The following is a 24,696-nucleotide window of genomic DNA, read 5'->3' as shown; positions in this document are numbered from 1 at the left end:
AGCCTGCTCGCGATGGCGCCCTTACAAGCGTCACTGGACTTCAGCCGAGCAACTCGCTCATGGCAATAATCTGCTCCGCCACTTGAATCAGCTTCTGCTGGCGGCTCATCGCCTGGCGGCGCATCAGTGTGTAGGCCTCTTCCTCGTTGCAGTCCTTCATTTTCATCAGCAGTCCCTTGGCCAGTTCAATGCGCTTGCGCTCGGCCAATTGCTGGTCGCGGGCATGCAGTTGGGCACGCAAGGCCTGATCGCTTTCGAAACGTGCCATGGCCACATCGAGAATCGGCTGCAGGCGTTGTGCGTGAATGCCTTCGACGATGTAGGCGCTGACACCGGACTTGATCGCCTGTCGCATCACATCGGGGTCGTGTTCGTCCGTGAACATCACAATCGGTCGTGGCTGGTCGCGAGTCACCAGCACCACTTGTTCCATGACATCGCGGCCCGGTGACTCGGTATCGATCAGAATCACATCCGGACGCACCGTTTCGACGCGTTCGGGCAGGTCGATGGTCAGGCCGGATTCATCGATCACTTCGAATCCGGCCTCGATCAGGGCGGCCTTCAGGCGCCCGACTTTTTTAGCGGTGTCGTTGATCAGCAGGATACGCAGCATGTTCATGGTCTCCTGTCAGCGGCTGGCGGATCGGTGCGAGCTGTCGCTCATGGCGTGCAGTTTGAAACTGCGGGCATAACCGGCCGGGTCCGAACCGTCCCAGGTCTTGCCGTCGATCAACTGACTGCTGCGCATCTCCTTGCCCCGTGCCGCGACCCCTACAGCGCTGGCCGCTTCACGATACAAGTCTAGTTGCTGGACTTGACGGGCCACGGCGAGGTAATCCGGGTCGTCGCGCAACAAACCCCAGCGACGGAACTGGGTCATGAACCACATGCCATCGGACAGGTACGGCAGATTGACCTCGCCTTCACCGTGGAAGCGCAGGGCGTGTGGGTCTTGCCAGCGATTGCCCAGACCATCGACATAGTCGCCCAGCAGGCGCGGCTCGATGCACTCCAGCGGCGCATCGAGGTATTGCGCTGCACTGAGCAATTGCGCGGTGCTGCGACGATTTTCGCTGCTTTCTTCGATGAAGCGACTGGCCTCCAGAATCGCCATCACCAACGCGCGGGCAGTGTTGGGGTATTGCTCGACGAAGGCGCGGGTGCAGCCCAGGACCTTTTCCGGATGATCGGGCCAGATGGTCTGGGTCGTCGCCAAGGTGAAGCCGAGGTCCTGTTGCACGGCACTGGCGGACCAGGGTTCGCCGACGCAGAACCCGTCGATACGCCCGGCCCGCAGGTGCGCGACCATTTGCGGCGGCGGCACCACCACGCTGTCGACATCCAGGAGCGGGTGAATGCCCTGGCTGGCGAGCCAGTAATACAACCACATGGCGTGGGTGCCGGTTGGAAACGTCTGGGCGAAGGTGAATTTTGAGCGAGTTTGGTGCACGTGCCGTTCCAGTGCTTCAGGACTGGTCACTCCAAGCGCTTGCAAACCACGGGACAGGTTGATGCTCTGGCCGTTCTGATTCAGGCCCATCAGCACGGCCATGTCGGTCGCGGCCACGCCACCGATGCCCAGGTGAACGGCGTAAACCAGACCGTAGAGGCTGTGGGCGGCATCGAGTTCGCCGCTGACCAGTTTGTCCCGCAGGTTGGCCCAGGACGACTGACGCTTGAGGTTCAGGGTCAAGCCATGGGGTTGGGCGAAGCCCTGGGTGGCGGCGACAACCACCGAGGCGCAGTCGCTCAGAGCCATGAAGCCGAGATTGATTTCGGTTTTTTCCGGGGCATCGCTGCCATTGACCCAGGCCAGAGGGCCGGCTGATGGTTCGTTCATCGCGTGTTCACCTTGCAAAAAAAACGTCGTCCCGAGTTCTTGCATGAGCAGGTCGGGGACGACGCCATTGTCTTTGCACACATTCGGTCGTTGGCATGGGTGCTGGTGCCCAGAGTGGTGCAAGGCATATGCCATTATCCGTTGATTTGATCACGCGCCTCGCTTGCCACCCCGTTGCCCGGCTATAATCGCCGCCTCAATTCGCCGCCAATCGAGTCAAATCCGCCCATGTACACCCTGGCCCGTCAGCTGTTGTTCAAACTCTCCCCGGAAACCTCCCACGATCTGTCCCTGGACCTGATCGGCGCGGGCGGGCGTCTTGGGCTCAACGGCTTGCTGTGCAAGGCCCCGGCGAAGACGCCGGTGAATGTCATGGGCCTGGACTTCCCGAATCCGGTGGGGCTGGCCGCCGGCCTGGACAAGAACGGCGCGGCCATCGATGGTTTCGCCCAACTGGGTTTCGGTTTTGTCGAAATCGGCACCATCACGCCGCGTCCGCAGCCGGGCAATCCGAAGCCACGCCTGTTCCGTCTGCCGGAAGCCGAGGCGATCATCAATCGCATGGGGTTCAACAACCTCGGCGTCGATCACCTGCTGGCCCGCGTGGCGGCGGCCAAATACAAGGGCGTGCTGGGCATCAACATCGGCAAGAACTTCGATACGCCGGTCGAGCGTGCCGTGGACGACTACCTGATCTGCCTGGACAAGGTCTACGCCCACGCCAGCTATGTGACGGTCAACGTCAGCTCGCCGAACACGCCGGGCCTGCGCAGCCTGCAATTCGGTGACTCGCTCAAGCAGTTGCTGGCCGATCTGGCCGAGCGCCGCGCGGAATTGGCATTGCGTCATGGCAAACATGTACCGCTGGCGATCAAGATCGCGCCGGACATGAGCGACGAAGAAACCGCACAAGTTGCGCAAGCGCTGATCGAAACCGGGATGGATGCGGTCATTGCGACTAACACCACCCTGAGCCGTATAGGCGTCGAAGGCATGGAGCACGGCGAAGAAGCCGGTGGTCTGTCCGGCGCGCCGGTTCGCGACAAGAGCACCCACACCGTGAAAGTGCTGGCATCGGAGCTGGGTGGTCGGCTGCCGATCATCGCTGCCGGCGGTATTACCGAAGGCAAGCACGCGGCGGAGAAAATCACCGCAGGCGCGAGCCTGGTGCAGATCTACTCGGGCTTCATCTACAAAGGCCCGGCGCTGATTCGTGAGTCGGTAGACGCCATCGCAGCACTACGCTAGCGAGCTTTGTGGCGAGGGGGCTTGCCCCCGTTCGGCTGCGAAGCAGCCGCAATTCCGGCCACTGTGTTTTACCTGTGTCACCGAGTCGATTGGTTTCGGGGCCGCTTCGCGACCCAACGGGGGCAAGCCCCCTCGCCACAAGGGTATCGTCGCTGAATGTGAAGCAGGCATAAAAAAGGGCCCCTTTAAAGGAGCCCCTGGGCCGGAGCCCGCCGTCCGGATGGGACGTGCATGGTTAATTCAGTACAAATCAGATTGTCGTGTCGGAGTGTTCTGCCCTGTAATTAGCCGACGGCGTGAAGTTCGTTGAGTCTGTGGATTCCCGCAGTGCCGGTCATACCGTCCCAGTTGTCGCCGCGTCCTTCTCGCCAACCGTTAATCCAGGCTTGACGTACCGACGGTAGAGTAAATGGGCAAAGCTCACGGGATTTACCACCAACGCCATATTGATATCCGCGCAAAAATGCTCTTTCCAACGGATCACGCTTAAGTCTTCTCATAGGGTGTTGCCCTCACTTGTTGACTGTATTTATCGCGTCGACCTCTATTGAGGTCTGGCAGAAAAACTCTGCCGTTGGGGGCTCGTTGCCGGCGTGACGAGCCAAGGTGTTGGCGTCATTGCGGCGCCAACCTGTATTGAGTTCTAACCAATGCGTCACATCGAGGGAATGATCGTTTTGTCATAAGGACGTAACCGTTCATGTGCTAACGCCATAAGTAACAGAGCGTTTGTAGCGTATTTATTGGCCAAACCCCGGTATGATCGGCTCTGCGCTGGATGATGGGCTTAATCCTTTAGTGAGAATGGCTCCCGTTGCCGGGAAGCACTATTCGACGAAGGGTCGACTTATGACATTTTGTTGCATCAACTTTTTTATCTGTCCTTGCATCTAAGCTCATTTAACCCGAGCAGCAGGGGTGGAACGGCACACCTTCGTGCCACGCGGGCGCTCTTCGAGAAAAGTGCCTGATTGAAAACCGGACCGGCAATGCGTTGCCCGGTCACTTAGCTAAAGGTTCTGGAATTCCCATGTCCGATCGTTTCGAACTCTTCCTCACTTGCCCAAAAGGCCTTGAAGGCCTGCTCATCGAGGAAGCCGTCGGGCTTGGCCTTGAGGAAGCGCGGGAGCACACCTCTGCCGTACGCGGCATGGCCACAATGGAAACCGCTTATCGCCTGTGCCTGTGGTCGCGCCTGGCCAACCGCGTGCTGCTGGTGCTCAAGCGTTTCCAAATGAAGGACGCCGAAGACCTGTACCACGGCGTGCTGGACATCGAGTGGCAAGACCACATGCTCAATGACGGCACCCTGGCTGTCGAATTCAGCGGCCATGGCTCAGGTATCGACAACACCCACTTCGGCGCGCTGAAGGTCAAGGATGCCATCGTCGACAAACTGCGCACCCCGCAAGGCGACCGTCCGTCCATCGACAAGCTCAACCCGGACCTGCGCATTCACCTGCGCCTGGATCGTGGCGAAGCCATTCTGTCTCTTGACCTGTCCGGTCACAGCCTGCACCAGCGCGGCTATCGCTTGCAGCAAGGTGCGGCGCCGCTCAAGGAAAACCTCGCGGCCGCCATCCTGATCCGTTCCGGCTGGCCCCGTATCGCGGCCGAAGGCGGCGCTCTGGCCGACCCGATGTGCGGCGTCGGCACGTTCCTGGTGGAAGCCGCCATGATCGCCGCCGACATGGCGCCGAACCTGCGTCGCGAGCAGTGGGGCTTCACCGCCTGGCTCGGTCACGTACCGGCGCTGTGGAAAAAACTCCACGAAGAAGCCACCGAACGCGCCGCGGCCGGCCTGGCCAAGCCGCCGCTGTGGATTCGCGGTTACGAAGCCGACCCGCGCCTGATTCAACCGGGCCGCAACAACGTCGAACGTGCCGGCCTCAGTGAGTGGATCAAGATCTACCAGGGCGAAGTCGCGACCTTCGAGCCGCGTCCGGACCAGAACCAGAAAGGCCTGGTGATCTGCAACCCACCATACGGCGAGCGTCTGGGCGACGAGGCGAGCCTGCTCTACCTCTACCAGAACCTTGGCGAACGCCTGCGTCAGGCTTGCCTCAACTGGGAAGCCGCGGTGTTCACCGGCGCCCCGGACCTGGGCAAGCGCATGGGCATCCGCAGCCACAAGCAGTATTCGTTCTGGAACGGCGCCTTGCCGTGCAAGCTGTTGCTGATCAAGGTGTTGCCGGATCAATTCGTCACCGGCGAGCGTCGTACTCCGGAGCAGCGCCAGGTCGAGCGCGAGCAAGCCGCCTACGATCAGGCGCCGAACGAACCGCAGGAACGCAAGTTCAACAAAAACGGCAACCCGATCAAACCGGCGCCGGCACCGGCTCCAGTGGTCGAGCAGCCGCGCCTGAGCGAAGGCGGGCAGATGTTCGCCAACCGCCTGCAAAAGAACCTCAAGGCCCTGGGCAAGTGGGTCAAGCGTGAAGGCATCGACTGCTACCGCGTATACGATGCCGACATGCCGGAATACTCCATGGCCATCGACCTGTATCACGATTGGGTGCATGTCCAGGAGTACGTCGCGCCGAAATCAATCGATCCGGAAAAGGCTTCGGCCCGCATGTTCGATGCCCTGGCAGCCATCCCGCAGGCGTTGAACATCGACAAGAGCCGTGTGGTGGTCAAGCGCCGCGAGCGCCAGAGCGGCACCAAGCAGTACGAGCGCCAGGCGGCACAGGGCAAGTTCGTCGAGGTCAATGAGGGTGGCGTGAAGCTGCTGGTGAACCTCACCGACTACCTCGACACCGGTCTGTTCCTCGACCACCGGCCGATGCGCATGCGTATCCAGAAAGAGGCGGCCGGCAAGCGCTTCCTCAATCTGTTCTGCTACACCGCGACGGCCAGTGTGCATGCGGCCAAGGGCGGCGCGCGCAGCACCACCAGTGTCGACTTGTCGAAAACCTATCTGGACTGGGCGCGTCGCAACCTGTCGTTGAACGGTTTCTCCGACAAGAACCGCCTGGAGCAGGGTGATGTGATGGCGTGGCTCGAAGCCAGTCGTGACGAGTACGACATGATCTTCATCGACCCGCCGACGTTCTCCAACTCCAAGCGCATGGAAGGTGTCTTCGACGTGCAGCGCGACCAGGTGCAACTGATCGACCTGGCCATGGCGCGACTGGCGCCCGGCGGCGTGTTGTACTTCTCCAACAACTTCCGCAAGTTTGAACTGGAAGCCAACCTCGGTGAGCGTTATGCAGTCGAGGAGATCACCGCCCAGACCATCGACCCGGATTTTGCCCGCAACGCCAAGATCCATCGCGCCTGGAAAATCACGGCTCGTTGACGGTTGAGCCTTCCTGTAGGAGCGAGCCTGCTCGCGATGGTCGATAACGATAACGCGTGCTTTCTGAATGCACGCGGTGTTCTTGAGTCCATCGCGAGCAAGCTCGCTCCTACAGTGCTTCGGCGAGCGTTATGCGGTCGAGGAGATCACCGCCCAGACCATCGACCCGGATTTTGCCCGCAACGCCAAGATCCATCGCGCCTGGAAAATTACGGCTCGTTGATAGCTGTGCTGATTCACTGTAGGAGCGAGCCTGCTCGCGATGAACCCGAAAGCGCCGCGTGTATTCAGAAAGCACGCGTTATCGTTATCGACCATCGCGAGCAAGCTCGCTCCTACAGGGTTTCAGTGCTGGTCAAATTAGTGGCTAATAGCTATAACTCAGTTCATGGCCAAAGGGCTTCTCCGCACCTGGCGTTTTGAGTTTGCGTTTTATGTCGTTGCACGCCGTGCGCCCCAGGATCCTGGGAATAATCAGCGAAGATGCCTCGGCCTGGTTGGTCGCGCTGCTGGTATTGCTGGTTGGCGGGGTGCTCACCGGGTTGCTGGCGTGGTCGACGCTGAATCTGTTTCACCATCAATTGCGGCAACGTTTCCAACTGCTGGCCAGTGAACGTTACAGCCGTATCGAAGAGCGTTTCGAAGATCAGGAGCAGCGCCTCGACGGCCTGCGCCGGTTTTTCGCCAATTCCGATTCGGTGTCCCGAGCGGAATTCGACGGCTACACCCAACCTTTGCTGCTGCGAACCCAAGCGTATTCCTATGCCCAGCGGGTCACTCGTGACGAGCGGGTGGCGTTCGAGCGTCGGGTGCGAGACGAGGGCTTGAACAACTTCACCCTGAGAGAGCTCAACGCCGACGGCCAACTGCAACTGGCCGGCGAGCGAGATGAGTACGTGGCGGTGCTGTACAGCCAGACGCAAAGCAAACTCGGCGCTCCCCTCGGTTACGACTTGCTGGCCCAGCCACTGCGGCGTGCCACGCTCGCTCGAGCCGATCAGCGTGGCGGTATGGCGGTATCACAACCGATGCATCTGGTGAGTATCGAACCGGCTTATGCCCGCGGCGTGCTGCTGGTCGCGCCGCTCATGCAGCGCAGCAGTCAGGACCGCAAACCCACGAAGCCCTACGGTTATGTCATGGCCGTGATCAGCATGCGCCAGTTGTTGGCGGACGGACTGCCGGACGCCAGCCATGACTATCTCTCGGTGCGCATCCTCGATTTGTCGATCGATGACCAGCACGAGGTGCTGTTCGAGTCACCCAACCCGCCGGCCATCAGCGAGCTGTCGGCCACGCGCCTGTTGCGCATGGCCGACCATGACTATCAAGTCGATATCCAGCCCAGCGATGCGTTCGTGAAGGCCAATCATTCCTCCGTGACCAGTGTGGTGGTGTTGGGTGGAATGCTCAGCGTGATGCTCAGTGCCTTGCTGTACGTGTTGGTCAGCCAGCGGCAGCGGGCGTTGAAAATGGTCGAGCAACGCACCCGGGAGCTACGGGATCGAGAGCAGGAGCTGCGCGGCACCCATGGTCAGTTGCGTGGTGTGCTGAATGCCGCCACCCAGGTCGCGATCATCGCCACCGACCTGCGCGGTGTCATCAGTACCTTCAACGCCGGTGCTGAGCAGATGCTTGGCTATACCAGTGCCGAGGTGGTGGGGTATATGACCCTGGAGAGTCTGCACCTGCCCCGGGAGCTGGTCGCTCGCTCGGCAGAGTTGAGCGCACGCTATGGTAAACCGGTGCCGACTTGCCAGGCGATGCTGGTCGAAGGCGACGCGCAGGGCAGCCACGAGGCGCGGGAGTGGACGCTGGTACGTGGCGATGGCAGCCATTTGATAGTCAACATGCTCGCCACGCCAGTGCTCGACGAGCAAGGCCTGTGGGTCGGGCACCTGGCGGTGTGCATCGACATCACCGAACGCAAGCGGGTCCATGAGGCGCTCGCGGCGCGGGATCTGTTGTTGAAGAAACTCAGCGCCCATGTGCCCGGTGGCATCTACCAGTTCAAGATGGAGTTCGACGGGCGTTTCAGCGTGATCTACGCCAGCGACGGCATTCGCGAGATCTACGAGCTGGAACCTGACGTGCTGCTGCTCAATGCCGAAGCGATCTTCACCCGGATTCACCCCCAGGACAGCACCCGTGTCCGTGCCTCGATCCGCGCCTCGGCCGACACCCTCAGCCCCTGGCGCGAGGAATACCGCGTGCAATTGCCGCAACGGGGTCTGCGTTGGGTGCGTGGCGAGGCCACGCCAGAGGAACTGCCTGGTGGCGGTGTGCTGTGGCACGGCTACATCTCGGACATTTCCGATAGGAAGCGGGTGGAAGAAGAGTTGCGCGCGTTGTCGGTCACCGATTCCCTGACCGGTATCCACAACCGGCGTTATTTCCAGGAGCGCTTGACCATCGAAATGGCCCGGGTGGAGCGTGGCGGTGGGGATCTGTCGGTGATCATGCTCGATATCGACCATTTCAAGCGCATCAATGACCTGCATGGTCATGCCATCGGTGATCGGGTGTTGCAGGCCGTGTGCCAACGGATCGGCCACCGGCTGCGTCGCACCGATGTGTTCTGCCGCTTGGGCGGTGAGGAGTTCATGGTGCTGTGCCCGGATATCAGCGGCGAACAGGCCTATATGTTGGCCCAGCAATTGTGGCAAGGCCTGCGCAGTTCACCCATTGAAGGTGTCGGTACGGTCACTGCCAGTTTCGGGATTGCCAGTTGGCGGGTCGGGGAGGGCGCCGATGCCTTGCTGTTGCGTGCGGATTCGGGGGTTTACGCGGCGAAGCAGGCAGGAAGGGATCGGGTAGAGGGGGAGATGAGTTAACCCGGGTTGTACGCAGACCCTGTGGGAGCGAGCTTGCTCGTGATAGCGGTTTTACATTCAACATTGATGCTGACTGTCATGCCGCCATCGCGAGCAAGCTCGCTCCCACAGTAGATCTCTGGAGCTTTCTAGATTCGGTTACAACACCGACGCCGTTTGCGGCGTTTTCGGTTGGCGGTACAGGTCCAGCAGCACCTGATCGAGCACTGACGAGGCGCCGAACGGGGCCTTGTCGTTGAGGATCGCCACCACCGCCCAGGTGTTGCCGTTGACGTCGCGACTGAAACCGGCGATCGCCCGCACGGTGTTCAGGGTGCCGGTCTTGACGTGGGCTTCACCGCGCATCGCAGTGGTCTTCAGGCGTTTGCGCATGGTGCCGTCGGTGCCGGCGATCGGCATCGAACTGATGTATTCGGCGGAATACGGACTGTGCCAGGCAGCTTCCAGCATCGAGGCCATTTCTCGGGCGCTGACACGCTCGGCACGGGACAGGCCGGAGCCGTTCTCCATCACCAGGTGCGGCGCGGTGATGCCCTTTTTCGCCAGCCACTGGCGCACGACACGCTGGGCAGCCTTGGCGTCGTCACCGTCGGCATCGGTGCGGAAGCGTTGGCCCAGGCTCAGGAACAACTGCTGGGCCATGGTGTTGTTGCTGTACTTGTTGATGTCGCGGATGATTTCCGCCAGGTCCGGCGAGAACGCCCGGGCCAGGACCTTGGCGTCTTTCGGTGTTGGCGCCAGCACATCCCTGCCCTGAATGCTGCCACCCAGCTCCTTCCAGATCGCGCGGACGGCACCGGCGGTGTAGGTCGCGTGGTCGAGCAGCGACAGGTAAGTCTGCGAGCTGCAGCCTTCACCCAGTTGGCCGCCGACCGTCACGGTCACGCTGCCGTCGGCCTGTGCCACCGGGTTGTAGCGCACGCCACCGGTGCATTGCTTGGAGTTGAGGGCCTTGACCTGGTTGTCGATGCGGATGCTCGCAATCGGCGGTTCCACCGAGACCAGCACCTTGCCCGAGTCATTGCGTGCGACGAAGCGCAGCGCCTTGAGGTTGACCAGCAGCGAGTCGGGCTTGACCAGGAACGGCTTGTTATCGTCGTTGCCGTCGTCATTGAACTCCGGCAGTTGCGGTTGCACGAAAAAGGTTTTATCCAGCACCAGGTCGCCGGTGACCTGGGTCACGCCGTTGGCGCGCAGGTCGCGCATCAGCAGCCAGAGTTTTTCCATGTTCAGCTTCGGATCGCCGCCACCCTTGAGGTAGAGGTTGCCGTTGAGAATGCCGCCACTGAGGGTGCCGTCGGTGTAGAACTCGGTTTTCCACTGGTGGTTCGGGCCGAGCATTTCCAGCGCCGCGTAGGTGGTGACCAGTTTCATGGTCGATGCCGGGTTGACCGACACGTCAGCGTTGAACACCGTCGGGGTGCCGGGGCCTGTGAGCGGGATCATCACCAGCGACAGGGCGTTGTCCTGCAGCTTGCTGGCTTTCAGGGCTTTTTCAACGTTGGGCGACAACGCGGTATTGATTGGAGCGGCGGAAACGGCGAGGGCCAGTGGGAGAAGAAAACCGGCCAACAGCAAAGGACGCAAAGATTTGATCATCTGAAATAAAACCCTACAGCCGAGGGGGAAATATAAAGAGGGCATGGAGATAAATTCCCTCAATGGTCATGAAAGTGTCGGCATTATGCCCCAAGGTGTCACGGCTTGTGCCGTGCGCGAGCATCCTGATCGGCTATTTTTTTACCGACGGTAGGCGTGGTGGCCCAGAGAGTCAGGCAATCGGCGGCTTAAACTGCTAAAGTGCCGCCCGTTATTACTTAAGAGGATTGTTCCAATGGCGACTAACCGTTCCCAGCGTCTGCGCAAAAAACTGTGCGTCGATGAATTTCAAGAGCTGGGTTTCGAACTGAACCTGGATTTCAAAGAAGATTTGGCTGATGAAGCCATTGATGCTTTCCTCGACGCGTTCCTCAAAGAAGCCATGGAAGCCAACGGTCTGGGCTATGTTGGCGGCGACGACTACGGTCTGGTTTGCCTGCAGAAGCGTGGCTCGGTCAGCGCTGAACAGCGCGCTGCCGTTGAAGCCTGGCTCAAAGGCCGCACCGAGCTGACCAGCGTTGAAGTCAGCCCGCTGCTGGACGTCTGGTACCCGGAAAAGCCGATCAATCCGGTAGCTTGATGTTCTGAAAAAAACGGCGACCCGAGGGTCGCCGTTTTTTTTTGCTTTTTTTGCAAGAGCGAGCTTGCTCGCGATGAACCTGAGAGCGCTGCGGGGTCTCAGGTTCCCGGCGTTATCGTTGACGACCATCGCGAGCAAGCTCGCTCCTACAGTTCAGGATCAGCAGCGTCACCACCCCCGCGACAATCCCCCAGAACGCCGAACCGATGGAAAACAGCGTCAGCCCCGATGCGGTGACCATGAAGGTGATCAGCGCCGCTTCACGTTCCTTCACTTCGCTCATGGCGATGCTCAAGCCATTGATGATCGAGCCGAACAGCGCCAGCGCCGCAATCGACAGCACCAGTTCCTTGGGCAGCGCGGCAAACAATGCCGCGAGCGTCGCGCCGAACACGCCGGCAATCCCGTAGAAGATCCCGCACCAGACCGCCGCGGTGTAGCGCTTGTTACGGTCTTCATGGGCGTGCGGACCGGTGCAGATCGCTGCGCTGATCGCCGCCAGGTTGATCCCGTGGGAACCGAACGGTGCCAACAGTAAACTGGCGATGCCGGTGGTGGTGATCAGCGGCGAGGCGGGTACCGTGTAACCATCGGCGCGCAATACGGCGATGCCGGGCATGTTTTGTGAGGTCATGGCGACGACAAACAGCGGGATGCCGATGCTGATGGTCGCGGCCAGGGAGAAATGCGGTGTGGTCCAGACCGGCGTGGCCACTTCCAGGTGGAAGTCGCTGAAGTCCAGTAACCCCATGAACCCTGACAATGCCGTGCCGATCAGCAATGCCGCCAACACCGCATAGCGCGGCGACAGGCGCTTGACCACCAGATAAGTGACGAACATCCCCAGTACCAGGGCAGTGCGGTGTTGCGCTGCGACGAAAATCTCGCTGCCGATCTTGAACAGGATTCCCGCCAGCAGGGCGGCGGCCAGGGATGCCGGAATCTTTTTCACCAGTCGTTCGAAGCTGCCGGTCAGCCCGCAAATCGTCACCAGCACCGCGCAGGTAATATAGGCACCAATGGCTTCGCCGTAGCTCACGCCGCCCAGGCTGGTGATCAACAGCGCTGCGCCCGGGGTCGACCAGGCAATGGTGATCGGCGTGCGATAACGCAAGGACAGGCCGATGGAGCACACCGCCATGCCGATGGAAATCGCCCAGATCCACGAAGAAATCTGCCCGCTGCTCAGGCCCGCCGCTTGCCCGGCCTGGAACATCAGCACCAGGGAGCTGGTGTAGCCGGTCATCATGGCGATGAAGCCGGCGACGATGGCCGAGGGCGAGGTGTCGGCCAACGGGCGGATTTGCGTGTGGGTGGCGTCGTTCATGACGGCGGTGTTCCTTTTACAGATGAAGATGTCCGCTGCAACACGAGCTCTGTGGGAGCGAGCTTGCTCGCGATAACGGTGGATCAGCCAACAGAAGTGCTGAATGTGACGCCGCCATCGCGAGCAAGCTCGCTCCCACAGGGATCGCGTTACAAAGGCGGATTCTGCGAACAAGCCTAAACTCAAAAGTAACCAGACGTTGCAATACAGCCGAGGCAACATTCAGCCGTACAGTCGTGTTGCCACCCTCCATTGTGTACAATCGCAGTGTTTTTTACGCGATACTTGCCAGCGACCCACTGTGCCGTATTACAGTCACGGTCAATTCGCCGCAGTTCTTCCGACTCGAGTGCCCATGAACGAACAGTTGCAACCCCTAAAGAAACAACCGCGAGCAGGCAAAGCCGGCCGCAGCGGTACCCAGGACGATATTGTCTACGCGCATATCTTCGAGGCCATCCTCGAGCAGCGTCTGGCGCCCGGCACCAAGTTGAGCGAAGAAGCGCTGGGGGAAATTTTCGGGGTCAGCCGCACCATCATTCGCCGCGCCTTGTCGCGCCTGGCCCATGAAGGCGTGGTGCTGCTGCGTCCGAATCGCGGCGCCGTGGTCGCCAGCCCGAGCGTCGAAGAAGCCCGTCAGGTGTTCATGGCCCGCCGTCTGGTCGAGCGTGCGATCACCGAATTGGCGGTTCAGCACGCTACCGCCGAGCAGATTGCCGAGTTGCGCCAGATGGTCAACGATGAACGCGACAGCTTCTCGCGCGGTGATCGCGGTGCCGGTATCCGTCTGTCGGGCGAGTTTCACCTGAAACTGGCCGAAGCGGCGAAAAACGCCCCGTTGATCAGCTTCCAGCGCAGCCTGGTGTCCCAGACGTCGCTGATCATCGCCCAGTACGAAAGCGGCAACCGTTCCCATTGCTCCTACGACGAGCACACCCAGTTGATCGACGCCATCGAAAAGCGCGACGCTGAACTGGCGGTAAACCTGATGATGCATCACATGGATCACATCGACAGCAAACTCAACCTCGATGAGGAAAGTGCGTCGGATGATCTGCATGCGGTGTTCTCGCATTTGTTGCAGACCAAGAAGCCTGGGCGTTCGCCCGCGAAAATCTGACACCGCCCCCTGTAGGAGCGAGCCTGCTCGCGATGGTCGTTAACGATTACGCGGGAAGCCTGACACCCCGTGGCGCCCTCAGGTTCATCGCGAGCAGGCTCGCTCCTACAGGTATAGGGCATAAAAAATCCCCCGGAATCTGATGATCACGGGGGATTTTTTTATGGGCGCAAATTTTATCGCTGATGCACCAGGTTCCCCGCCGCATAGGTCTGCAGCACAGTCCGGTCATCCCCCAGGGTCATCAACACAAACAATGTCTCGGCGATGTTATTGGCCTGCTTCAGGCGATAGCTCAGCAGCGGCGTGGCGTTGTAGTCCAGCACCAGGAAGTCGGCGTCGGTGCCCGGTTGCAGGTTGCCGATCTTGTCTTCCAGGCGCAATGCGCGGGCGCCGCCGAGGGTGGCCAGGTACAGCGACTTGAACGGGCTCAGGCGTGCACCTTGCAGTTGCATGACCTTGTAGGCTTCGTTGAGGGTTTGCAGCAGCGAGAAACTGGTGCCACCACCCACATCGGTGCCGATACCGACATTGAGCTTGTGCTTCTCGGCCATCGGCAGGTTGAACAGGCCGCTGCCGAGGAAGAAGTTCGAGGTCGGGCAGAACGAGATGGCCGAACCTGTTTCTGCCAGTCGCGCGCACTCGTCATCGCACAGGTGCACACCGTGGGCGAACACTGAGCGCTCGCCGAGCAACTGGTAGTGATCGTAGACGTCCAGGTAACCCTTGCGCTCCGGGAAAAGCGCCTTGACCCACTCGATTTCCTTGAGGTTTTCGCTGATGTGGGTCTGCATGTACAGATCCGGGTATTCAGTCAGTAACTGGCCGGCCAGGGTGAGCTGTTCCGGGGTGCTGGTCGGTGCGAAGCGTGGGGTGACCGCGTAGTGCAGGCGACCCTTGCCGTGCCAGCGCTCGATCAGCGCCTTGCTTTCGACGTAGCTGGATTCGGCGGTGTCGGTCAGGTAGTCCGGGGCGTTGCGGTCCATCATCACCTTGCCGGCGATCATCCGCAGGTCGAGCTGCTGGGCCGCTTCGAAGAACGAGTTCACCGATTGCGGGTGCACGCTGCCGAATACCAGCGCAGTGGTGGTGCCGTTGCGCAGCAGTTCCTTGATGAAAATGTCCGCGACCTGGTCGGCGTGGGCTTTGTCGGCGAACTGGCTTTCGCACGGGAAGGTGTAGGTGTTGAGCCAGTCCAGCAGTTGCTCGCCATAGGCGCCGACCATGCCGGTTTGCGGCAGGTGGATGTGGGTGTCGATGAAGCCGGGGGTGATCAGTGCATCCTGGTAGTGGGTGATTTCGACGTCAGCCGGCAGGGTCGGCAGCAGTTCGCTGGCGTGACCGAGGGCGCTGATCTGGCCGTTATCCACAACCAGCAAGCCGTCTTCGAAATACTCGTAGGAGGCTTCGATGCCAACGACGGCTGGGTCGGCGATGCTGTGCAGGATGGCGGCGCGGTAGGCTTTGCGAGTCAGAGGCATGAGAATTCTCAGTTGGAGGCTTGGCTGCGGCGTGAGGCAGGCAGCAGTTTGGCAATCGATCCGGCGCTGGAGGTTTGCTGGCCGAAGTTCGCGTTATAGGTGGCGATGATTTCGCCGGCGATGGAGATGGCGATTTCCACAGGCAGCTTGCCTTTGACTTCGCCGATGCCCATCGGGCAGCGCATGCGTTGCACGACGCTGTTGTCGAAACCGCGGTCGCGCAGGCGATGTTCGAACTTCACCCGTTTGGTCTTCGAACCGATCAGGCCGAAGTAGGCGAAGTCGTTGCGCTTGAGGATCGCAGCGGTCAGTTCGAGGTCGAGTTGATGGTTGTGGGTCATCACGATGTAGTAGCTGCCGGCCGGCAGATCATCGATTTCATCCACCGGTTCTTCGCTGACGATCTTGCGCACGCCATGGGGGATCTGCTCGGGGAATTCATCTTCCCGCGAATCGATCCAGCGCACCCGGCAGGGCAGGCTGGCCAGCAGTGGCACCAGCGCGCGGCCGACGTGGCCGGCACCGAACACGGCGATCTGCGCCTGAACCTGGCCCATCGGTTCGAACAGCAATACGGTCGCGCCACCGCAGCACTGGCCGAGGCTGGCGCCGAGGCTGAAGCGCTCCAGATGGGTGTCCTGCTTGCCGCTGGCGAGCATCTCGCGAGCGATCTTCATGGCCTTGTATTCCAGGTGCCCGCCACCGATGGTGTCGAAGCTCTGGTTCGCGCTGATGACCATCTTCGAGCCAGCGTTGCGCGGCGTCGAGCCGAGCTCTTCGATGATGGTAACCAGCACGCAGGGCTCACCCTGGTTTTGCAGGTCGGCGAGGGCGTCGATCCAGTTGTACATGTTCACCTCGACATCTGTGTGTCTGTTAGTCCGCCATCGCGAGCAAGCTCGCTCCCACATTGGATTTGTACAGGTCCATCAGTCAGCACATAACCCTGTGGGAGCGAGCTTGCTCGCGATAGCCGCACCTCGGTCCTAGAGCGAAGCCAACTCGGTCTCAGTCTCGACAGCCTTCGCCATCTTCAACTGACGCATCTGCTCACAGCCCCACAACACTCGCTCCGGCGTCGCCGGGGCGTCGATTTTCGGTTGATGCCGGTAATCGCCCAGGCTCGCCACGGCGTCCTTGATCGCACACCACGAGGCGATGCCGAGCATGAACGGCGGCTCGCCCACAGCCTTGGAATGGAACACCGTGTCTTCGGGGTTCTTGCGGTTTTCCACCAGCTTCACCCGCAGGTCCAGCGGCATGTCCGCCACGGCCGGGATCTTGTAGCTGGCCGGGCCGTTGGTCATCAGCTTGCCCTTGTTGTTCCACACCAGCTCTTCCATGGTCAGCCAGCCCATGCCCTGGATGAAACCGCCCTCGACCTGACCGATGTCGATGGCCGGGTTCAGCGAGGCGCCGACGTCGTGGAGGATGTCGGTGCGCAGCATCTTGTATTCGCCGGTCAGGGTGTCGACCAGCACTTCGCAGCACGCCGCGCCAAAGGCGAAGTAGTAGAACGGACGGCCGCGAGCCTGGCTGCGGTCGTAGTAGATTTTCGGGGTCTTGTAGAAGCCGGTGCTCGACAGCGACACCTGGGCGAAATACGCCTGCTGGATCAGCGCTTCGAAGGTCAGGATGTGATCGCGAACCCGAACGTGGCCGTTGTGGAATTCCACGTCCTCTTCGCTGACCTTGTACTGGCGAGCCGCGAATTCCACCAGGCGTTGCTTGATGGTTTCGGCGGCGTTCTGCGCGGCCTTGCCGTTCAGGTCGGCACCGCTGGACGCGGCGGTCGGCGAGGTGTTCGGTACTTTGTCGGTGTTGGTCGCGGTGATCTGCACGCGGTCCATTTCCACCTGGAACACTTCGGCCACGACTTGCGCGACCTTGGTGTTCAGGCCCTGGCCCATTTCGGTGCCACCGTGGTTCAGGTGGATGCTGCCGTCGGTGTAGACGTGCACCAGGGCACCGGCCTGGTTGAGGAAGCTGGCGGTGAAGGAAATACCGAATTTCACCGGGGTCAGCGCCAGGCCCTTTTTCAGGATCGGGCTGTTGGCGTTGTAGCGACGGATCGCTTCGCGGCGCTCGGCATATTGGCTGCTTTTTTCCAGTTCCGCGGTCATTTCCTCGAGCATGTTGTGCTCGACGGTCTGGTAGTAGTGGGTGACGTTGCGCTCGGTCTTGCCGTAGTAGTTGGCCTTGCGCACCGCCAACGGATCAAGGGCCAAGTGACGGGCGATGGCATCCATCACTTCTTCGATGGCGACCATGCCTTGCGGGCCGCCGAAACCACGGTAGGCGGTGTTCGACGCGGTGTTGGTCTTGCAGCGGTGACCGTTGATGGTCGCATCGCCCAGGTAGTACGAGTTGTCCGAGTGGAACATCGCGCGGTCGACGATCGACGCCGACAGGTCAGGGGAACAACCGCAGTTGCCGGCCAGTTCCAGGTTGATGCCGTGCAGGCGGCCGGTGCTGTCGAAGCCCACGTCGTACTCGACATAGAACGGGTGACGCTTGCCGGTCATCAGCATGTCTTCGACCCGTGGCAGACGCATCTTGGTCGGCTGGCCGGTGAGGTGCGCGATCACCGCGCACAGGCATGCCGGGCTGGCCGCCTGGGTTTCCTTGCCGCCGAAACCACCGCCCATGCGGCGCATGTCGACAACGATTTTGTTCATCGACACGTCCAGCACTTCTGCCACCAGCTTCTGCACTTCGGTGGGGTTCTGCGTGGAGCAGTAGACGATCATGCCGCCGTCTTCGGTCGGCATCACCGAAGAGATCTGGGTTTCCAGGTAGAAGTGTTCCTGGCCACCAATGTGCAGCGTGCCCTGGATGCGATGTTCGGCAGTGGCCAGCGCAGTGGCCGAATCGCCGCGTTTGTGGGTGTGGCTGTCGAGTACGAAGTGGCGTTTGCGCAGGGCTTCGACCACGTCCAGCACAGGCTCCAGGTCTTCGTATTCGATGATCGCGGCCATCGCCGCCTTGCGCGCGGTTTCCAGGTCTTTCGCCGCCACGGCGATCACCGGTTGACCGACGAATTGCACGGTATCGATCGCCAGCAGCGGATCGCCCGGCAGCAGCGGACCGATGTCCTTCAGGCCTGGCACGTCCTCGTGGGTGATGGCGATGCGCACGCCTTCAAAGGCGTAGCAGGGCGAAGTGTCGATGCTGATGATCCGGGCGTGGGCACGGTCCGACATGCGCGCATAAACGTGCAACTGGTTCGGAAACTCCAGGCGGTCGTCGATGTACTGCGCTTCACCGGCCACATGCTTGGCGGCGCTGTCGTGCTTGACGCTGCGGCCGACACCGGTGGTCAGGTCCTTGGCGAACAGTTCAGCCAATTCGGCTTGGGTCTTCTCTACGGCGTGATGATTAGACATAAGCGGTCACCCGAGTCTCGATGTGCGGTGTTTGCAGTTCGATGAAGTATTTGCGCAGCAGGTTCTGTGCGCTGAGCAGGCGATATTCCTTGCTGGCGCGGAAGTCCGAGAGCGGCGTGAAGTCTTCGGCCAGGGCAGCGCAGGCGCGTTCGACAGTGGCGTTGTTGAATGGCGAACCGAGCAATGCGGCTTCGCAGGCTGCGGCGCGTTTCGGGATGGCGGCCATGCCGCCGAAGGCGACGCGGGCTTCAGCGACGACGCCGTTTTCCAGGCGAATGTTGAAGGCGGCGCAGACTGCCGAGATGTCATCGTCCAGGCGCTTGGAAACCTTGTAGGCACGGAACAGTTTTTCGACGCTGGCGCGGGGCACGATGATCTTCTCAATAAACTCGCTTTCCTGGCGCGCAGTGACACGGTAATCGATGAAGTAATCTTCCAGCGCCAGGGTACGGCGGGTTTCGCCTTTGCACAGCACGATTTGCGCGCCGAGGGCGATCAGCAGGGGCGGCGAGTCACCAATCGGCGAGGCGTTGCCGATGTTGCCGCCCAGGGTGCCCTGGTTGCGGATCTGCAAGGACGCGAAGCGGTGCAGCAATTCACCGAAGTCCGGGTACTCGGCGTTCAAGGCCTCGTAGCAATCGGACAGGGACGTGGCGGCGCCGATTTCCAGGCGATCGTCAAAGCGGTCGATGCGCTTCATCTCGGCGACGTTGCCGACGTAGATCATCACCGGCAGGGTGCGGTGGAACTGCGTGACTTCCAGCGCAAGGTCAGTACCGCCGGCCAGCAGGCGGGCCTGTGGATAAGCGTCGTAGAGGTCGGCCAGGTCGGCCACGGTCAGCGGCACCAGGCAGCGCTTGTCGCCGCTGTTGAGTTCGCCGATATCGGTCGGGGCAATGGCTTTCAGGCGTGCGATGGTGTCGGCTTCGCGGGCGTCGAACTGGTCCGGTTGCTTGGCGCAGCAGGACTGCTCGGCGGCTTCCAGGATCGGCCGGTAGCCGGTGCAACGGCAGAGGTTGCCGGCCAGTGCTTCGTGGGCCTTGGCATGATCCGGTGCATCGCTGTTCTTTTGCAGGGCAAACAGCGACATCACGAAACCGGGGGTGCAGAAGCCGCATTGCGAGCCGTGGCACTCGACCATGGCTTTCTGCACGCTGTGCAGTTCACCTTTGTGCTTGAGGTCTTCGACGCTGATCAGTTGCTTGCCGTGCAGGGACGACACGAAGGTCAGGCACGAGTTGAGGCTGCGATAGCGAATGTGTTCGCGGCCGTCATCATCGGTCTGCAATTCGCCGACCACCACGGTGCAGGCGCCGCAGTCACCGCTGGCGCAGCCTTCTTTGGTGCCGGGCTTGCCCACATGGTCGCGCAGATAATTGAGCACGGTCAGGTTCGGGTCCAGGGCGTGCTCGCTACGGAGTTCCTGGTTTAGTAAAAACTGGATCACGGAAGGCCTCGCAGACTCATTATTGTTGTTAACCGATAGGAACTGAATTTAGCAGGTCTGACTTTTCGGTCAATGATTTTCTGACTTAAAGGTCAGGAAATTGCAATTTGTCGATTAACCACCTGTTCCTTAATTATTGTCGCTGGTTCGATAGCCTGCTTTTTTGCTTGAATTTGCTTGAATCGTGCCAAAAACCTCCGGGCGGGCACTCCGCCCTGACGAAGCAATTGCGCTACACTGCGCCGCTTGTACAGATCAAAGAGTTTGAAGGACAACCATGACGTTCAAGGCGCCGGACAGCCTCGCCGAGCAAATCGCTCACCACCTCGCCGAACGCATCATTCGCGGCGAAATGAAGCCCGGAGAGCGCATCCAGGAACAGAAGGTCACGCTGGCCCTCAACGTCAGCCGCGGTTCGGTCCGCGAGGCCTTGCTGATCCTCGAGCGTCGGCACCTGATCGCGATCCTGCCGCGACGTGGCGCCCACGTCACCGAGCTCACGCCGCACAAGGTGCAGAGCCTGTGCACGCTGATGAGCGAACTCTATATCCTGCTCGGTAACTCCGTGGCCAGCGGCTGGAAAACCCAGGCCGACATGGCGCCGTTCGTGCAGATCCAGCAACGCCTGACTGCCAGCTACGAGCGTCAGGACATCCGCACTTTCGTCGACGACAGCTTCAACGTGATGCGCGCCGCGTACCCGTTCGCCAACAACCCGTACTTGCAGGAGACAGTCGAGAATCTGCAGCCGGCCATGAGCCGTGCCTATTTTCTCGCGCTGGAGCAGCGCAAAGCGTCGATGAGCGAATTCCTCGAACTGTTCGAACGCTTGCTCGCTGCGGTGCTGGCCCGTGACTTTGTGCAGATTCGTGAAGTGCTGACGGCTTACGCCCAGCGCAGTTGCGATCTGGTGATCTCTGCCCTGACGGACGCCTGAGGGTGCGGCTCAAGTGCATCAAGCTGGCGGGGTTCAAATCCTTCGTCGACCCGACCACGGTGAACTTCCCCAGTAACATGGCGGCGGTGGTCGGGCCCAATGGCTGCGGCAAATCGAACATCATCGACGCCGTGCGCTGGGTGATGGGTGAGAGTTCGGCGAAGAACCTGCGCGGCGAATCGATGACCGACGTCATCTTCAACGGCTCCACCAGCCGCAAGCCGGTGAGCCAGGCGAGTATCGAACTGGTGTTCGACAACTCCGACGGCACCTTGCTCGGGGAGTACGCCGCTTATGCGGAAATCTCCATTCGCCGCAAAGTAACCCGCGACAGCCAGACTACCTATTACCTCAACGGCACCAAATGCCGGCGCCGCGACATCACCGACATCTTCCTCGGCACCGGCCTTGGCCCGCGCAGCTATTCGATCATCGAGCAGGGGATGATCTCCAAGCTGATCGAGTCCAAGCCCGAAGACCTGCGCAACTTCATCGAAGAAGCCGCGGGTATCTCCAAGTACAAGGAGCGCCGGCGCGAGACGGAAAACCGCATCCGCCGCACCCACGAGAACCTTGAGCGCCTGACCGACCTGCGCGAAGAGCTTGAGCGTCAGCTCGAACGCTTGCACCGCCAGGCCGAGGCCGCCAAGAAGTATCAGGAATTCAAGGGCGAGGAGCGTCAGCTCAAGGCCCAGCTGTCGGCCCTGCGCTGGCAGGCGCTGAACGATCAGGTCGGCCAGCGTGAAGCGATCATCGGCAACCAGGAAGTTTCTTTCGAAGCCTTGGTGGCCGAACAGCGCAATGCCGACGCAAGCATCGAGCGCCTGCGTGACGGGCACCACGACCTGTCGGAGCGCTTCAACCTGGTGCAGGGGCGCTTCTACTCGGTCGGCGGCGACATTGCCCGGGTCGAGCAGAGCATCCAGCACGGTCAGCAGCGTTTGCGCCAGTTGCAGGATGACCTGAAAGAGGCCGAGCGCGCGCGCCTGGAAACCGAATCGCACCTGGGCCACGACCGCACGCTGCTGCTGACCCTCGGCGAAGAGCTGGACATGCTCACCCCGGAGCAGGAAGTCACCAGCGCCGCCGCCGAAGAGGCCGCTGCCGCGCTGGAAGAATCCGAAACCACCATGCACGGCTGGCAAGAGCAGTGGGATACGTTCAACCTCACCGCCGCCGAGCCGCGCCGTCAGGCCGAAGTGCAGCAATCGCGGATCCAGCAACTGGAAACCAGCCTGGAGCGCCTGGCCGATCGCCAGAAGCGTCTTGGCGAAGAACGCGCCTTGCTCTCGGCGGACCCGGAAGACGCGGCGATCATGGCGCTCAGCGAGCAGCTCGCCGAATCCGAAGCGACGCTCGAGGATTTGCAGACCAGCGAAGAAGCCCAGGTCGAAAAGCTTGAGCAGTTGCGTCAGGAATTGCAGCAAGCGCTGACCGCGCAGCAGCAGGCGCAAGGCGATTTGCAGCGCCTCAACGGTCGACTGGCTTCACTCGAAGCTTTGCAGCAAGCCGCGCTCGACCCGGGCACCGGTACCGCCGAATGGCTGCGCGAACAGAATCTTGCGAATCGCCCGCGCCTGGCAGAAGGCCTGAAGGTTGAGGCCGGTTGGGAACTGGCGGTGGAAACCGTGCTGGGTGCCGACCTGCAAGCGGTGCTGGTGGACGATTTCAACGATTTCGATCTGTCCGGGTTTGCCCAGGGCGACTTGCGCTTGCTCAGCCCGTCCAGCGATGGCGTACGGGTGCCGGGCAGCCTGCTGGACAAGGTCGAGGCGCAGCTCGATCTGTCGCCATGGCTGGGGCAGGTCAAACCGGTGAACAGCCTGGAACAGGCCTTGGCCTTGCGCAGTCAATTGGCTGCCGGGCAGAGCCTGATCAGCCGCGACGGTTACTGGGTCGGTCGGCATTTTCTGCGGGTGCGTCGGGCCAGTGAAGCGGAAAGCGGCGTGCTCGCCCGGGGTCAGGAAATCCAGCAACTGGGCCTGGAGCGCGAAGAACGCGAAGCCGCTGTCGAATCCCTGGAAACCCGTCTGCAGAATCTCAGGGCGCAGCAGCGTCAGCAGGAGAACGGTCGCGAACATCTGCGCCGTTTGCTGCAGGACGAAGCGCGTCAGCAAGGTGAATTGAAGGCTCAATTGTCCGCCGGCAAGGCCAAGGCCGAACAATTGACCCTGCGCCGTACCCGCCTCGACGAAGAGCTCATCGAACTCGATGAGCAGCGAGCGCTGGAACACGAAAACATCGGCGAAGCGCGCCTGCAATTGCAGGAAGCCCTCGACAGCATGGCGCAGGACACCGAGCAGCGTGAGTTGCTGCTGGCCCAGCGCGACAGCCTGCGTGAGCGTCTGGACCGGGTGCGTCAGGAAGCGCGGCAGCACAAGGATCACGCCCATCAGCTGGCGGTGCGTCTGGGCTCGCTCAAGGCGCAGCATGATTCGACGCGCCAGGCGCTGGAGCGTCTGGAGATGCAGTCCGAGCGGCTGACCGAAAAACGCGAGCAACTGAGCCTCAATCTGGAGGAGGGCGAAGCGCCACTGGAAGAGCTGCGCCTGAAACTCGAGGAGTTGCTCGACAAGCGCATGACCGTCGACGAAGAGCTCAAGACCGCGCAGATCGCCCTCGAAGATGCCGACCGCGAACTGCGCGACGCCGAGAAGCGCCGCAGCCAGGCCGAACAGCAATCCCAGTTGATTCGCAGCCAGCTCGAAACCCAGCGCATGGAATGGCAAGCCCTGACCGTACGCCGCAAGACTTTGCAGGACCAATTGCTGGAAGACGGCTACGATCTCCACGGCGTACTCGCGACGCTGACTGCCGAGGCCAGCGAGAAGGAAGCTGAGGAAGAACTCGAGCGCATCGCCGCCAGGATCCAGCGTCTGGGCGCGATCAACCTGGCGGCCATCGATGAGTACCAGCAACAATCGGAGCGTAAGCGTTATCTGGATGCGCAGAACGACGATCTGGTGGAAGCCCTTGAAACCCTTGAAAACGTGATTCGCAAGATCGACAAGGAAACCCGCAACCGTTTCAAGGATACCTTTGATCAGATCAATGGCGGTTTACAGGCACTTTTCCCAAAAGTTTTCGGTGGAGGCCGCGCGTATTTGGAACTGACGGGCGAAGATCTACTCGATACAGGGGTAACAATCATGGCGCAGCCGCCAGGAAAGAAGAACAGCACCATCCATTTGCTCTCCGGCGGCGAAAAGGCCCTGACCGCATTGGCCCTGGTTTTTGCGATCTTCAAGTTGAACCCGGCGCCGTTCTGCATGCTCGATGAGGTTGACGCGCCACTGGATGACGCTAACGTTGGACGCTACGCGCGATTGGTAAAAGAGATGTCACAGACAGTGCAGTTCATCTATATCACCCACAACAAGATCGCCATGGAAATGGCCGAACAACTGATGGGTGTGACGATGCACGAACCCGGTTGTTCACGACTGGTGGCGGTGGATGTCGAGGAGGCGATGGCGATGGTGGATGCCTGAGTCGGGGTTGTAGGAAGAGTGTTTGCGGCTTGTAGGACTCTTTTCCTGGCTTCGACTTGCTGGCCAATCGACATATTCGCGCTAGCCAACGTGGTAGACGGT

Annotated in this window: 17 protein-coding genes; 8 read left to right on the top strand and 9 right to left on the bottom strand. The window is 61.0% G+C overall.

The window, feature by feature from the left end:
- Positions 1-40 precede the first annotated feature (40 nt).
- The gene (locus tag J4D25_RS06195; RefSeq protein WP_057715697.1) at positions 41-616 is read right to left on the bottom strand and encodes an ANTAR domain-containing response regulator; all 576 of its coding nucleotides are present in this window, start codon (positions 614-616) and stop codon (positions 41-43) included.
- Positions 617-631: 15 nt separating this feature from the next.
- Complete coding sequence (locus J4D25_RS06190) at positions 632-1,843, bottom strand: CmpA/NrtA family ABC transporter substrate-binding protein (RefSeq protein ID WP_057716645.1); 1,212 nt, start codon at positions 1,841-1,843, stop codon at positions 632-634.
- 228 nt (positions 1,844-2,071) lie between these two features.
- Here J4D25_RS06190 and J4D25_RS06185 point away from each other — a divergent pair, with 228 nt between their 5' ends.
- The gene (locus J4D25_RS06185; protein ID WP_057715696.1) at positions 2,072-3,091 is read left to right on the top strand and encodes a quinone-dependent dihydroorotate dehydrogenase; all 1,020 of its coding nucleotides are present in this window, start codon (positions 2,072-2,074) and stop codon (positions 3,089-3,091) included.
- 284 nt (positions 3,092-3,375) lie between these two features.
- Here the strand turns inward: J4D25_RS06185 and rmf are convergent, their stop codons facing one another.
- On the bottom strand, positions 3,376-3,591 hold the full coding sequence (gene rmf / locus J4D25_RS06180; RefSeq protein WP_003223300.1) for a ribosome modulation factor: 216 nt from the start codon (positions 3,589-3,591) through the stop codon (positions 3,376-3,378).
- A gap of 530 nt (positions 3,592-4,121) precedes the next feature.
- On the opposite strand from rmf, the gene rlmKL reads away from it, so the two are divergent.
- From rlmKL to J4D25_RS06165, 3 genes are all read left to right on the top strand, one after another.
- The gene (rlmKL, locus tag J4D25_RS06175) at positions 4,122-6,392 is read left to right on the top strand and encodes a bifunctional 23S rRNA (guanine(2069)-N(7))-methyltransferase RlmK/23S rRNA (guanine(2445)-N(2))-methyltransferase RlmL (protein WP_057715695.1); all 2,271 of its coding nucleotides are present in this window, start codon (positions 4,122-4,124) and stop codon (positions 6,390-6,392) included.
- Positions 6,393-6,459: 67 nt separating this feature from the next.
- Positions 6,460-6,615: a hypothetical protein gene (locus J4D25_RS06170; protein ID WP_157858933.1), complete on the top strand. Its 156-nt coding sequence runs from the start codon at positions 6,460-6,462 to the stop codon at positions 6,613-6,615.
- A gap of 211 nt (positions 6,616-6,826) precedes the next feature.
- The gene (locus tag J4D25_RS06165) at positions 6,827-9,226 is read left to right on the top strand and encodes a GGDEF domain-containing protein (protein WP_057715693.1); all 2,400 of its coding nucleotides are present in this window, start codon (positions 6,827-6,829) and stop codon (positions 9,224-9,226) included.
- Between the two features lie 138 nt (positions 9,227-9,364).
- Here J4D25_RS06165 and dacB read toward each other — a convergent pair whose 3' ends face one another.
- Positions 9,365-10,825, bottom strand: coding sequence for a D-alanyl-D-alanine carboxypeptidase/D-alanyl-D-alanine-endopeptidase (gene dacB, locus J4D25_RS06160; protein ID WP_057715692.1), 1,461 nt, complete (start codon positions 10,823-10,825; stop codon positions 9,365-9,367).
- A 235-nt stretch (positions 10,826-11,060) separates the two neighbouring features.
- On the opposite strand from dacB, the gene J4D25_RS06155 reads away from it, so the two are divergent.
- Positions 11,061-11,405, top strand: coding sequence for a YggL family protein (locus J4D25_RS06155; protein ID WP_007971486.1), 345 nt, complete (start codon positions 11,061-11,063; stop codon positions 11,403-11,405).
- Between the two features lie 112 nt (positions 11,406-11,517).
- Here J4D25_RS06155 and J4D25_RS06150 read toward each other — a convergent pair whose 3' ends face one another.
- Positions 11,518-12,732 (bottom strand): benzoate/H(+) symporter BenE family transporter, encoded by a 1,215-nt coding sequence (locus tag J4D25_RS06150; RefSeq protein WP_057715691.1) that lies wholly within the window; start codon positions 12,730-12,732, stop codon positions 11,518-11,520.
- A 355-nt stretch (positions 12,733-13,087) separates the two neighbouring features.
- On the opposite strand from J4D25_RS06150, the gene J4D25_RS06145 reads away from it, so the two are divergent.
- Positions 13,088-13,852, top strand: coding sequence for a GntR family transcriptional regulator (locus J4D25_RS06145; RefSeq protein ID WP_007971481.1), 765 nt, complete (start codon positions 13,088-13,090; stop codon positions 13,850-13,852).
- A gap of 176 nt (positions 13,853-14,028) precedes the next feature.
- Here J4D25_RS06145 and guaD read toward each other — a convergent pair whose 3' ends face one another.
- The 4 genes from guaD to xdhA all read right to left on the bottom strand — a co-directional run bounded on the left by guaD (position 14,029) and on the right by xdhA (position 20,166).
- Entirely contained in the window at positions 14,029-15,333 is a 1,305-nt protein-coding gene (gene guaD, locus J4D25_RS06140) for a guanine deaminase (RefSeq protein WP_057715690.1), read from the bottom strand.
- Between the two features lie 8 nt (positions 15,334-15,341).
- Positions 15,342-16,184 (bottom strand): xanthine dehydrogenase accessory protein XdhC, encoded by an 843-nt coding sequence (gene xdhC, locus J4D25_RS06135; protein ID WP_057715689.1) that lies wholly within the window; start codon positions 16,182-16,184, stop codon positions 15,342-15,344.
- A 135-nt stretch (positions 16,185-16,319) separates the two neighbouring features.
- Positions 16,320-18,719 carry a xanthine dehydrogenase molybdopterin binding subunit gene (gene xdhB, locus J4D25_RS06130; RefSeq protein WP_057715688.1) on the bottom strand — a complete coding sequence of 800 codons (2,400 nt, stop codon included), beginning with the start codon at positions 18,717-18,719 and terminating at the stop codon, positions 16,320-16,322.
- Positions 18,712-20,166, bottom strand: coding sequence for a xanthine dehydrogenase small subunit (gene xdhA, locus J4D25_RS06125; RefSeq protein ID WP_057715687.1), 1,455 nt, complete (start codon positions 20,164-20,166; stop codon positions 18,712-18,714). The genes xdhB and xdhA overlap by 8 nt, the downstream gene beginning before the upstream one ends.
- A gap of 277 nt (positions 20,167-20,443) precedes the next feature.
- Between xdhA and J4D25_RS06120 the strand changes: the two genes are divergently transcribed.
- Positions 20,444-21,103, top strand: a complete 660-nt coding sequence (locus J4D25_RS06120; RefSeq protein ID WP_057715686.1) for a GntR family transcriptional regulator — start codon at positions 20,444-20,446, stop codon at positions 21,101-21,103.
- Positions 21,104-21,105: 2 nt separating this feature from the next.
- Positions 21,106-24,594 carry a chromosome segregation protein SMC gene (gene smc, locus J4D25_RS06115; RefSeq protein ID WP_057715685.1) on the top strand — a complete coding sequence of 1,163 codons (3,489 nt, stop codon included), beginning with the start codon at positions 21,106-21,108 and terminating at the stop codon, positions 24,592-24,594.
- The last annotated feature ends 102 nt before the right edge of the window (positions 24,595-24,696 follow it).

Source organism: Pseudomonas sp. GW456-L13, from assembly GCF_017350115.1.
Lineage (GTDB): Bacteria > Pseudomonadota > Gammaproteobacteria > Pseudomonadales > Pseudomonadaceae > Aquipseudomonas > Aquipseudomonas jessenii.
Note: the sequence above shows the minus strand (reverse complement) of the source record. Positions and strands in the feature narration are given on the sequence as shown.